12 protein-coding genes and 1 riboswitch are annotated in these 12,083 nt (G+C 43.5%); of the genes, 6 read left to right on the plus strand and 6 right to left on the minus strand.

Annotation, left to right across the window (positions count from 1 at the left end; all coding sequences use genetic code 11):
* Positions 1 to 31: 31 nt before the first annotated feature.
* Positions 32 to 1,420, plus strand: coding sequence for a YfcC family protein (locus SporoP33_RS10890; protein ID WP_081243727.1), 1,389 nt, complete (start codon positions 32 to 34; stop codon positions 1,418 to 1,420).
* Positions 1,421 to 1,512: 92 nt separating this feature from the next.
* Here SporoP33_RS10890 and SporoP33_RS10895 read toward each other — a convergent pair.
* From SporoP33_RS10895 to SporoP33_RS10915, 5 genes are all read right to left on the minus strand, one after another.
* Positions 1,513 to 2,678 (minus strand): IS3 family transposase gene (locus SporoP33_RS10895; protein WP_155961339.1). Its coding sequence is split into 2 segments (ribosomal slippage): positions 1,513 to 2,402 and positions 2,402 to 2,678, totalling 1,167 coding nucleotides; the frame shifts between segments, so codons are not numbered across the junction.
* 114 nt (positions 2,679 to 2,792) lie between these two features.
* On the minus strand, positions 2,793 to 3,281 hold the full coding sequence (gene queF, locus SporoP33_RS10900; RefSeq protein WP_081243728.1) for a preQ(1) synthase: 489 nt from the start codon (positions 3,279 to 3,281) through the stop codon (positions 2,793 to 2,795).
* On the minus strand, positions 3,265 to 3,846 hold the full coding sequence (locus tag SporoP33_RS10905; protein ID WP_081244837.1) for a VUT family protein: 582 nt from the start codon (positions 3,844 to 3,846) through the stop codon (positions 3,265 to 3,267). Before SporoP33_RS10905 ends, queF begins: the two co-directional genes overlap by 17 nt.
* Positions 3,846 to 4,511: a 7-cyano-7-deazaguanine synthase QueC gene (gene queC, locus SporoP33_RS10910; RefSeq protein ID WP_081243729.1), complete on the minus strand. Its 666-nt coding sequence runs from the start codon at positions 4,509 to 4,511 to the stop codon at positions 3,846 to 3,848. Before queC ends, SporoP33_RS10905 begins: the two co-directional genes overlap by 1 nt.
* Positions 4,512 to 4,757: 246 nt before the next feature.
* Complete coding sequence (locus SporoP33_RS10915; RefSeq protein ID WP_081243730.1) at positions 4,758 to 5,492, minus strand: MerR family transcriptional regulator; 735 nt, start codon at positions 5,490 to 5,492, stop codon at positions 4,758 to 4,760.
* Positions 5,493 to 5,686: 194 nt separating this feature from the next.
* Between SporoP33_RS10915 and SporoP33_RS10920 the strand changes: the two genes are divergently transcribed.
* Positions 5,687 to 6,196 carry a YfiT family bacillithiol transferase gene (locus SporoP33_RS10920; RefSeq protein WP_081243731.1) on the plus strand — a complete coding sequence of 170 codons (510 nt, stop codon included), beginning with the start codon at positions 5,687 to 5,689 and terminating at the stop codon, positions 6,194 to 6,196.
* Between the two features lie 60 nt (positions 6,197 to 6,256).
* On the opposite strand, the gene SporoP33_RS10925 is transcribed toward SporoP33_RS10920, so the two are convergent.
* Positions 6,257 to 7,309, minus strand: coding sequence for an aromatic acid exporter family protein (locus tag SporoP33_RS10925; RefSeq protein ID WP_081243732.1), 1,053 nt, complete (start codon positions 7,307 to 7,309; stop codon positions 6,257 to 6,259).
* A gap of 172 nt (positions 7,310 to 7,481) precedes the next feature.
* Here SporoP33_RS10925 and SporoP33_RS10930 point away from each other — a divergent pair, with 172 nt between their 5' ends.
* The 4 genes from SporoP33_RS10930 (at position 7,482) to SporoP33_RS10945 (ending at position 11,510) form a co-directional block, all read left to right on the plus strand.
* On the plus strand, positions 7,482 to 7,955 hold the full coding sequence (locus tag SporoP33_RS10930; RefSeq protein ID WP_081243733.1) for an immunoglobulin-like domain-containing protein: 474 nt from the start codon (positions 7,482 to 7,484) through the stop codon (positions 7,953 to 7,955).
* 52 nt (positions 7,956 to 8,007) lie between these two features.
* The gene (locus SporoP33_RS10935; protein WP_081243734.1) at positions 8,008 to 8,727 is read left to right on the plus strand and encodes a sulfite exporter TauE/SafE family protein; all 720 of its coding nucleotides are present in this window, start codon (positions 8,008 to 8,010) and stop codon (positions 8,725 to 8,727) included.
* 159 nt (positions 8,728 to 8,886) lie between these two features.
* Positions 8,887 to 10,005, plus strand: coding sequence for a glycerate kinase (locus SporoP33_RS10940; RefSeq protein WP_081243735.1), 1,119 nt, complete (start codon positions 8,887 to 8,889; stop codon positions 10,003 to 10,005).
* A 77-nt stretch (positions 10,006 to 10,082) separates the two neighbouring features.
* Positions 10,083 to 11,510, plus strand: a complete 1,428-nt coding sequence (locus SporoP33_RS10945; protein WP_099662781.1) for an alanine/glycine:cation symporter family protein — start codon at positions 10,083 to 10,085, stop codon at positions 11,508 to 11,510.
* 281 nt (positions 11,511 to 11,791) lie between these two features.
* Positions 11,792 to 11,968, plus strand: a riboswitch (cobalamin riboswitch).
* Positions 11,969 to 12,083 lie beyond the last annotated feature (115 nt).

Raw genomic sequence — 12,083 nt, forward strand, 5'->3', positions numbered from 1 at the left:
AACGCAAAAAAAAAAGCGTCTGAAATTTGCGATGCCAGATGCATATATCATTATATTCAGCATTATAATATTGGCGGCTATTGCAACCTATCTGATACCAGCGGGATCTTATGATCGGGAAACTGTAGATGATATAACAAAAGTAGTACCCAATAGTTATACTGCACAAGAGTCTAACCCTGCCAATTTATTAGATTTGTTTACATCCATTCAATTAGGAATGGTTCAAACTGCAAATATCATTTTCCTGATCTTTATTATTGGAGGAATTATAGCAGTCATTGAGTCAACAGGGGCTATTGATGCCGGTCTGAATAAATTAATAGATAAAACGAAAGGCCGGTATATCGTTTTAATAACAACAGTCAGTGCAATGTTTGGAATTTTAGCTTCTATGGGAGTTGTAGCAAACGCCGTGATCGCCTTTATTCCGATTGGTATCGGTTTGGCGCGATCCCTGAAGCTTGATGCGATAACCGGAGTTGCGATGATTTATTTGGGATATTACTCCGGTATGATTGCAGGCGTTTTTGATCCCACAATATTAGGTTTTGCACAAACAATTGCGGAATTACCGCTCTTCTCAGGAATAGTGCTTCGTGTAATTGTATTTGTAGCGTTAATTACAGTAACTATCCTTTATACAAACAATTATGCAAGAAAGATTAGAAATAATCCTGAGAAATCTATTATGGCTGGTAAACCGTTCGGTGATCATCAGCAAGTTACAGACGGAGAGGAAGATCCTGCAGAGCGTAAAGCTACAAGTTTCACTACTGTACAAAAGCTTGTAATTTTGGCATTTGTCGGATCGCTGGTCTTTTTCGTATACGGAGCCTTCACTAAGCAATGGGGGATTAATGAATTAGCGGGTATCTTCATCATGATGGGTGTAGTAGTGGCAATTATTGCACGCATTAACCCGAATAACTTTGTGAAAATCTTTATTTCGGGTGCACAATCTATTGCATACGGTGCATTGGTGGCAGGTTTGGCAAGAGGTGTTGTCATTGTAATGGAGAACGGGCATATATTGGATACCATTGTAAATATGGTTCTCGTGCCATTGGAGTCGACGACATTATTAGTAGGGGCATTGCTGCTATTTTTATTTAATATGTGCTTTAACCTTCTAGTAACAGCAGGGGATGCGCAGGCAGCTATCGTTATGCCTATTATGGTTCCTATTGTAGATATTTTAGGAATGACCAGACAAACTGGAGTTCTTACATTTAAGCTGGGAGATGGCTTTACCAACATTATTGCGCCGACTTCTGGGGTGTTAATGGCAGTGCTTGCTATCGGCGGTGTCAAGTGGACACAGTGGATCAGGTTTGCGATTCCGCTATTATTAATGTGGATTGTGGTGGGCGTTATTGCGATCACTTATGCGGTCATGACAGGGTATGGCCCATTCTAATTGAAGGAATAATGGAAGAAAGTAAAAAAGCCGGGCACTTGGACAATTTTTAGACTGACCTAGCGATATGAGACACATATAAAACACCATGATTAGGCTGCTTTGACACCATATTTTATCGGTGTCAGGTAGCCTAATTTTTCTTGGATACGTTCTTCATTATAATAATTTAAATAGGCAATTACTCGTTCAACTACAATATTATTGCGTAATGAATTAAATTTAACGTATTGAAATTCTTCAGATTTCAGACTCGAATGAAATGATTCAATCACCGCATTGTCCCAACAGTTTCCTCGACGTGACATGCTGCCGATCAGGTCGTTATCCTTGATATAGGCTTGATACGCGTATGACGTATACACACTCCCTTGATCCGAATGTATAATCACTCCTGTGGGGTGGTTTCTCGCAGCTAGTGCCGCCTTTAACGTGTCAATTACGAGTGGTGTCTGTTGATGGTCGTATAATTTGTAAGCAACAATTTCATTATTGTATAAATCCATAATGTTTGAAAGATATTTTGTCGTACTACCATACTGGATATAGGTGATGTCGGTTACCCACTTCTGATTCGGTTCACTAGCTGTGAAATTACGTTTAAGAAGATCTGGGGCAATTATGATACTTTCCCCTTGAGATTTCCACTTTCGTTTAGGCTTGATACGACACTGTAAATTATGCTTTTGCATGAGGCGTTGAACCGTATTGCGATTCAATTCTATGTTGTATTCCTGCTTTAGAAATGCTTTGATTTTTCTATGTCCATTCCGATATTTAGTGCGTTTACACAATTCTATAATAGCCTCCTCTTCCACTGAAAGAGACTTATCCGTTTCCTCCAGACGCCACCTATAGTAGGTAGCTCGTGGTACTCCTAATGCGGATAAAATGGCTGTTATTGTATACTTCTTTTTTAGTTTTTCCACAATCTGAAGAACTATTTCTTTCTCAATCTCCTTTCGATCTCCATGTACTTTTTTAGAATCTCATTCTCCATTTTTAAATGAGACATCTGTCGTTCTTTCTTGTCCGCTTCACTCGAAAGTTCTGGCCCATGACCGAAGGTATATTGTTTACCTATCGGTTGATCAAAACGATATATTTCATTTGCACGATACCATCTCATCCAGGTTTCAATCTGGGATTTATTTTTGACTCCGTGCTTCTCCATAATTTCTTTAGTTGTTAATTCCCCACTCAATTTATCTTTGACAACTGCCCATTTTACTTCGCTTGAATATACGTTTTTGCCCACGCAAAAACACCTCCGTTGTAAGTACTTTTTACAAGTGTACCACTTCGAAGGTGTTTTATATTGTCTCAAAAATTTAGGTTAGCCCATTTGTAATTGTTCCGTGCCTGGCTTTTTTTATCTGTTGTCGATATTCTCTGGATACAGATCGTGCTGAAACAGTCTTTCTTTCGCCATCTGTTCAAAAACGGTTCCAGGTTTACCGTAATTACAATACGGATCTATCGAAATTCCGCCGCGCGGGGTGAATTTAGCCCATACTTCAATATATCTGGGATCCATCAGGGCAATTAAGTCTTTCATAATAAGGTTTGCGCAATCTTCATGAAACCCCGGATGATTTCTGAAGCTGAACATATACAGTTTCAATGACTTACTTTCTACCATCTTTACATCAGGAATATAAGAAATGTACACAGCTGCAAAATCCGGCTGACCGGTAATCGGACATAGACTGGTAAACTCCGGGATATTAAATTTCACAAAATAATCATTGTCTTGGTGCTGATTTTCAAATGTCTCTAAAATATCTGGATCATATTCGTAATTATATTTTGTATCTTGATTTCCGAGTAATGTAAGATCTTTTTTATCTTGGTCCCGCATGTTGAATTCTCCTTTCGTGTACATCTGAAATGTTTGGTTCGTATAAATTTAGCTTGATTACGACTTGTCTAATTCCGCCTGCAACGAGTAACTGCATCAATACTTTCGCAATCCATTGTCCTAGTATGGCGTACGGCACCAGTTCCCACGGGACGAATTGAAGTCCAAGCGGTCCGATTCCGATGATGACAAACAAACTGGAGTCTAAAAATCCGGCTACAATACCCGAAAAGAGAACTCTTTTTACGAAAGGCAGTTTAAAACGTGTGTAAATTTCGGTATCAGCTGTTTCTGAAACGATAAAACTGAGCGTACTTGCAAAGACGACCCACAATTGATCTCCTAATAAATAACTTGAAAGAGCGGATAATAGGAGTGCGGCGCCAATCAATATGTACGTCTGAAATCTTCCGAATCTATTTTGAACCATGTCTCTCATGACAAGTGTTAATCCAATGAATAGGGTACCATAAGGAATAATGAGCGGTCCGATTTCAAATGGTGCAAATCTTGCTGTAATCACGTTGGCCAGTATAATGGACAGTAAATAAATGGTGATTCGGATCATGAGACACGGTGTCCTTGCATGTACATTTTGAACCCGTCATTCCGCAATGTGCAGGCCGGGCACTCTTTACAGCCGTCACCCATTACGCCGTTGTAGCAAGTTAACGTATTCTCCTGAATATACGCAAGCCGTCCCATTTGATCGGCCATCTCCCAAACTTCCGCTTTGTTTTTCCACATTAAAGGGGTGCTTAACGTAAAGGGGTAATCCATTGCCAAGTTTAGCGTTGTATTCAATGAACGAATAAACTCATCCCGGCAATCAGGATATCCGCTGAAATCTGTTTCACTTACACCAGTAATCACCGTGCTTGCCCCGATTGTTTTTGCATAGATCGCCGCGAAGGAAAGGAATACATGATTTCGTCCTTCTACAAACGTATTGGGCACGCTTCCTTCTTCTGCTGCAATGTCCATATCGCTCCGGGTTAAGGCATTGTCAGTTAATTGATGAAGAACATCCATTTGAATGATCTTTTGTTTAACACCTAAATCCTTTGCAATCTTTCGGGCGCATTCCACTTCCTGCTCATGTCTTTGCCCATACAAAAACGTGACGGTTTCTACTTCGTCGAATTCTTCCAATGCCCATAACAGGCACGTGGTCGAATCCTGTCCGCCACTAAATACTACAATTGCCTTATTCACTTTACATTCCTCCATAGTTTTTATTTCAGAGGGGATGGTTTCGAACCCTCTTCACTCATCCAAACGCCTGCATATGTATGACGCTTATAATCAGTGATAGTTAAAATATACATGGAAATGGCACTTTTCACAAGTCGGTGCGGAATAAGGGAATGGCAAATACATCTGCGTTCATATGTTCTTTTCACCTGTTGGAAAACGAGTCAGAGACGTGCGATCGCAGCGCTGACTCGTTTGGTGTTTTGAGGATGAATACAACATTTACTTTTTATGATTGTCTGCGTAGACTGCCATGGCATCACGCATAAATCGGGCCAATCCCTCGCCGAATTGATCAATATTTTTCGTGAAGCGCTCGTCAGCCACATACAGTTCACCTAAACCTTTAAATGCTTCTGGTGAGTAATAATTGCCAGTGCTAGAATTTAAAAAGTGGTACCATTCAGCAATACCTGTTTGTGCTTCAACAGATTCGGGCGGGATATCTGTAAGTGCCGCCAGCCTGCGAAAAATATCATTCATCTTTTCGCCTAATGCTTCATTTGTAAATGCAGTGTTTGCTTGATCGACAGCCTGATTGCTCCACCGTTTGCGGGCTTCTTCTTCGTAAGGATTATGGCTGAAGTCAAACCCCGCGAATTTCTCTTCGTTCGTCATATCAATCTCTCCATTCATGTGTTTAGTTGTTTTATCGATGGTCGCTATCATCAGATCAATGCGCTCACGCTTCTTTTGCAGCATTTCCCGATGAAGCCTGAGCGCCTCGACTCGGTCAAATGATGGCGCAGTAATGATTTCCTTGATTTCTTTCAGCGGGAAGTCCAATTCTCTGAAAAATAATATTTGCTGTAATGTCTCAAGGTTCTGATCAGAATAATAGCGGTATCCCGCCTCAGTTGTCTCATCCGGCTTCAGTAACCCGATGTCATCATAATGATGCAATGTCCGCACACTGATCCCGACTAGATCAGCAACTTCCTTTACCTTCATTTTCATCGTTTTAACCTCCTGACAACTCTTATTGTAAAGTGTGACGTAACGTGAGAGTCAATACCAATATGTCGGCTTTAGCTCAAATATTTTCAGCTGTCTTTATATGAAAGTGCTGCTGTGGTAATTTATTGATAGAATAGTTAGATAATACATGTGATAATAGGGTAAAGAAAGAATAAGAAAGCGAGGGATATAGTATGGATGTAAAATTTCCAATTGGAAAATTACAGGTGCCTGAACAAGTTACTCAGGAAGATATTCAAGGATGGCTAGGGGAAATTACAACGTATACTTCGCGGTTAAGAGAAACTGTCGATTCATTGAATGAAGAGGAATTGCGAAAAACATATCGAGAGGGAGGCTGGACAGTCCGTCAATTGGTGCATCATATTGCGGATTCCCAGTTGAATATGTATCAGCGCCTGAAGCTGGCTTTAACAGATGATAACCCGACAGCACCGGCCTTTGACCAAGACCAGTGGGCCGTGCAGCCAGATACGGAGCTTCCTGTGGAAAGCTCCATTAAAATGCTTGAAGGAATCAATGAGCGGATTGTTGCTTTAGGGAACCGTTTGACAAACGAGCAGCTGGACCGGACGTTTACTCATGCAGAGAACGGTGAAATATCAGTTGCGGCAAAGCTGGCGAAATTAGCGTGGCATGAGGAGCATCATTTGGCGCACATTACGAACGCGCTGGAGAAGTGATACTGTATATTGGAAACAGGGTTATCGGAGCCCGATAAGCCTGTTTTTCTATGTCTGCTTTTATTGTTTGTCCAGTACATTGTCAGGGTACTTCGCGGCGGTGTGATAATAAAATTGATTCACTGCATGATAAATTGCGGCCAGTTCATACAGGATCATGAACTCCTGAGAAAATGGAGCACTCGCTGCCTTATTGTCTTTCGTTGCGTTCTCATGGTCAATCCAGAACAGATCCGTAATAGTCTGTAAGTGCTGCTGTTGCTTGTCATGATTGTAACCTGCAGAATTCTTCAAGTTCTGAGCAAGCTCCGTTACAGCATGCATGATACGATCGCGTTCCGCCGTTGTCCATGAAATGTGCTGCAAAGGGATATGAAGCAACGTAGTGAGATGGTACTCCAGGTTATGTAAAAACAGCAATTGTTCTTCAGCTAGCCTAAGATCTTTTTTATTTCCTCGCACCCAAGAAAACAATGTGGATTCATCGCGCTGGAATTGAATGAGCGTTTCTGTTCTTCTGATTACTTCTGTCAGTTGTTGAATGACTGCTTTTTCCTCAGTCCGCTCCCCGTGCCCCTCATATAAGATCGTTCGGAATAGCCGGTCCAATACGGTGCCTGTCCGTTCACTCACCAGTTGAATGTTCTTCGCAATATCTTTTCTGTAGTCAGGCGGAAAAACTAACAGGTTGACGGCGGTGGATACGAGCAGTCCTGTCGTCGTTGTGCCCAATCTGATAAAAAATGCGATCAAGTAATTACTGTGGATGACTTCCACCATGGCGACAGCTGTCAATGTGGCAACCAGCAGACCCGCATGCAGTTTAAGTTTATAACAGACTAAAATCGTGGAAACGGCTGCCAGGGTATAGGTAATGGGAGAGTTCCCAAACAGTGTGATGAAAAAAACGGCAAACGCAGAACCGATTGCAGATGCCGGAAATCGAATGATTCCTTTTTTAATGGAATCACTGACAGTCGGCTCAATTGTAACAATGGCTGTGATCACCGCAAATACCGGCGGCCAATTCATCCATTCGCAAATAATGGCCGTCAAAAATATAGCTATCCCTGTCTTCACTATTCGACTGCCGTTGAAATGAAAGGATCGCATACTTTCTCAGCCCCCTATGCCTTCTGTTTCGTATATGTTCTTTAGTATGTACTGTAATATATTATATCATCAACTTCCACCGATATTTCCAGCGTGCAGCGTGCCCGAGCTTGACAGGGGTCAAGGCGCGGACTGCCGGGCGCTTGATAAACTAAAGACAGAGGTGATTATTATGAAAAAGTTCATTCTGTTCACACTCGTCTTTTTATTAACAGCGTGCAGTAACAGCCTGTCCGTTCGCACGCTGGATATTCCTTCTCCGGACCAGGAGCTTCATCAGTCGGAAGCAGGATTGTCACTTTCTATATCAAAAGATATCTATACGGACCCGACACCTGTCTTCGATGCCGAGCTGAAAAATGAAAGCGGAAAAGACTTCGGATATGGTGCGTATTACCGTATGGAGATGCTTGAAGAAGACGGCTGGCATATTATGACCCATTCGGATGCAGTATTTCTCGAAAATCCCGATTTTAAAAACTTCGGGCTGATATTAAAATCAGGAGCCGTGACGCAGCAGACATTCTCGGTTGATATGCTGGGGGTCAAATTGATACGGGGGCAATACCGTTTGGTTAAGACATTTTTAGCGCCAGCAGAACCTTTCTATGAAGTAACTCTTGCAGTGCCGTTTACTGTTGAATAGAATAGGGGCATCCAGCATTCTAGCAGTTAACGTACCGGGTGGGTGATTATAGATGATAGAAGATGCGGGAATACTAATTGTCATTGTGCTAGTGGCTTCGCTGCTGCAGTCGAGTACCGGTTTTGGTTTCTCCATTATCGGAACTCCTTTTTTATTATTGATATACCCTGTACATACAGCGGTTCAAATTAATATTATTCTTTCGATTGTTCTCTCCGCTGTAATGATCGTGAGGATCAGGAGGGAAATAGAAGGCGGATTGCTGATAAGGCTAATAAAAGGAAGTGTGCCGGGATTGGTTTTAGGAATTTTGGTTTATCTGTTTATGGATATCAGGCTGCTGAAAATGTCAGTCGGTGCACTCATTCTTATTTTAACAGCGCTTCTTATTTTCAGGTTGACGCTTGAACGAACGAAACAGAAAGATTTGATTGCTGGCGGGGTTTCGGGATTATTAACGACAAGCATCGGCGTGCCCGGCCCTCCGCTGCTGCTGTACTTTTCCGGTTCCGGAATAGATAAAACGACACTTCGCAGTACCACACTGGCGTATTATCTATTTGTTTATTCAGCCAGTCTGATGATGCAGCTGACGTTTGGCGGGACGGCTAAGGAGGCATGGATTTCCTCGCTGTGTGCACTGCCTTCTTTATTCGCAGGCGTATGGATGGGGCAAGTATTATTTAAGTGGATCAGCCAGAGAACGTTTCAAGTCATTACTTATGTAATTTTGATATGTACGGGTGTTTATTTGATAGTGACAAGCCGTTAGCGGGGCATTTCATGTCCGCGCTGCGCTCATCTGCCGGATACCGTGTACTTAACAGGCTATTTCAATATCAGTTCACCTGAAATATAGATTCTCCATGATATTTCCACTGTATTTTATTTCATTCAATCTGCTAAAATACAAAGAAAGGGAGTGGCGGCCGTGAAGATTGTGATTGCGCCTGATGCATTTAAAGGAAGTCTGCGTGCAGGAGAAGCAGTTGAGGCCATGTATCGAGGGGTGAAAAAGGTATTCCCGCATGCAGAAGTGCTGCGTTTGCCTGTAGCAGACGGCGGTGAAGGAACGCTTTCCGCTTTGATAACGACAACAGGAGGAACGAGTGAGACGGTGTCCGTGCAGGATCCGCTCGGCCGGATAATTAATGCCTCGTTCGGTGTGCTCGGTGACCAAGAGACGGCAGTCATCGAAATGGCACAGGCTTCCGGTCTGATGCTGCTGGCGGAGGATGAGCTGGATCCAATGAAAGCGTCTGCATATGGTACAGGACAATTGATTCGTCATGCGCTTGATCGGGGCTTCCGCAAGTTTATCATCGGTCTCGGCGGCAGTGCGACAAATGACGGCGGGACAGGTCTGCTCGAGGCTCTCGGTGTCCGTTTTCTGTCAGAAGGCCGGTTACTGCGGATGAATGGTGCAGCACTTTCGTCAATTGATAGCATCGATCTGTCGCAGCTGGACAGGCGCATACTTCAGGCGGATATACGGATCGCGTCCGATGTGGAGAATCCTTTTATTGGTGAGCAGGGGGCATCATTTGTGTTTGGTCCGCAAAAAGGGGCGGATGCGGATATGGTTCTGCGTTTAGATGAGGGGCTGCAGCATTTTGCTGATGAAACCGAACGGCTGACAGGGATTCGCCTGCATGATCTGCAAGGTGCAGGCGCTGCTGGCGGCTGTGCGGGTGCATTGATTGCTTATGCAGGTGCACGTTTGGAGAGCGGAATAGATGTGGTGCTAAGTGCAATTGGGTTTGTCGAATCGCTGATGTCTGCCGATTTTATTTTGACCGGAGAAGGCGCGACAGACCGGCAGACTCTGGCCGGTAAAGCACTGATGGGGATTGCGAAGGCAGCGAAAAAACATGGTGTGCCGGCAGTTGTGATTTCAGGATCTGTGGAAGAAGAGGCGCGCGAAGAGCTGCAGAAGTGGTTTACTCAACTGCATTCACTGGACGACGGATGTACGCCGTTATCAGAACTGATGGAAAACGCGTTTGGGCTATTGGAATGTAAAACAGCGGTTGTGATGCAGAGCATGTAAAAAGTAATAGGTTATTTATCTCTGATGTGCATAGGAGACAGGTTGACAGGGTATAGCATACACAAGGAGGTGGTCGGATGTTTCAAGATGCTTTGGACTGGCTGGTAGGGCCAGCGAATAATTTTATTTGGACATATGTTTTGATTGGACTATTATTACTAGCGGGTTTGTATTTTACGTTTCGTACGAAATTTGTACAGGTGCGATTATTTCGTGAAATGTTCCGTCTGATTGTAGAGAAGAAGAGCAGTAATGACGGAGTATCGCCGTTTCAGGCATTCACAATCAGTGCAGCGTCGCGTGTAGGGACCGGTAACGTGGCAGGGGTGGCCCTTGCGATCGGTATCGGCGGCCCGGGTGCTGTATTTTGGATGTGGGTGATCGCGTTAATCGGCATGGCGACGGCATACGTTGAAAGTACGCTGGCGCAAGTGTATAAAGTGAAGGACGGCGAAACATTCCGCGGAGGGCCGGCGTATTATATGGAAAAAGCGCTTGGCTGGCGGAAGCTTGGTATTGTCTTCGCTGTTTTACTGACCATGAGTTTTGGGTTCATTTTTAACTCCGTGCAATCGAACACGATCAGTCAGTCGTTTACAGATGTATTCGGCATTCCCGACTGGGGTGTCGGTATTGGCCTGATTGTTTTGACTGGGTTTATCGTCTTCGGCGGAGTAAAGCGTATTGTAAAAGTAACACAGACCATTGTCCCGGTAATGGCGACGTTTTATATTATCGTGGCATTGTTTATTGTCGTTATGAATATTACGCAGGTTCCTGCGATGATTGCATTGATTTTCCAGCATGCATTCGGTCTCAAGGAAGTCATGGGCGGCGGGATCGGTATGGCTATCATGCAAGGTGTGCGCCGCGGTCTCTTCTCCAATGAAGCGGGTATGGGTAGTGTACCGAACGCCGCAGCCACGGCGAACGTATCACATCCCGCGAAACAGGGGCTTGTACAAAGCCTGGGCGTATTCTTTGATACGATCATCATTTGTTCTGCAACTGCCTTCATCATCTTGCTTGGCGGTCTGTATGAATCAGGCGAAACAAACGGTATTCTTTTAACACAGGCATCAATGGCTGTACATGTAGGCGCTTGGGCACCATACTTCATCGCCGTAGCCATCATGTTCTTCGCATTCAGTTCCATCATCGGGAACTACTACTATGGCGAAACGAACATAGAATTCATTAAGGCAAACAAAGCATGGAAATTAGTTTATCAAATCCTGGTACTCGCAATGGTCTTCTTTGGAGCCGTTGCAAAAGTACAAATCGTATGGAACATGGCTGACCTGTTTATGGGACTAATGGCCATCATTAACCTGATCGTCATACTGTTACTCGGCAAAGTCGCCTTCAAAGTACTCGACGACTTCAGCAAACAACGAAAAGCAGGCAGAAACCCCGTATTCAAAGCCGCGAGCATCCCGGACTTAAAGGGAGCAGAATGCTGGGAAGAAACAGCTGAAGAAGCGGAAGAGCGGCTGCGACTGTGAAGTGATAAGAGGCAGATTGTAAGGAGTTAGTTTTTTAATTTTGCTTCCTGAATCAGTAATCAAGTGGAAAGATTTTAAAACATTATTTTCAAATGCTGAACGTTCACACAAACTATTTAGTCAAGAAGTAAAAAGTTTGATATACTATAAAATGCTGAATATCAAAAGTCGAATCGTAGTTCAGAAGATAGATTCTGAACTTCGGTTCGATTTTTGTTTTGCATGTTTGAACACAACATGTTAGGGTTATATAGGAAACAACATACTATATATAGTGTATAACGGTAATTAGATGAATTGGTACCCAACAAGTTTAAAAGGGAATCCGCGAAAAACGGAGCTGCCCCCGCAACTGAGGGCACGGACGACTGTCTTAGTAAATCCACTGCTTCGGCGGGAAGGAAAGATGGAAGGAAGATGTGCCAGCCAGTAGACCTGCCAATCGTCTCAGCAAAACATTCTTCGGGGTTGGAGAGTGAAAGCAAACAGCAGTGTTTTTTTGCCTGCCTAAACCTTTCTACTATCTGCCATACGTCAGCTGTCGACTCCCGATTTTATTGGGAGTCTTTTTAT

Origin of the sequence: Sporosarcina sp. P33, from assembly GCF_002077155.1 — a bacterium.
In the GTDB taxonomy this organism is placed as follows: domain Bacteria; phylum Bacillota; class Bacilli; order Bacillales_A; family Planococcaceae; genus Sporosarcina.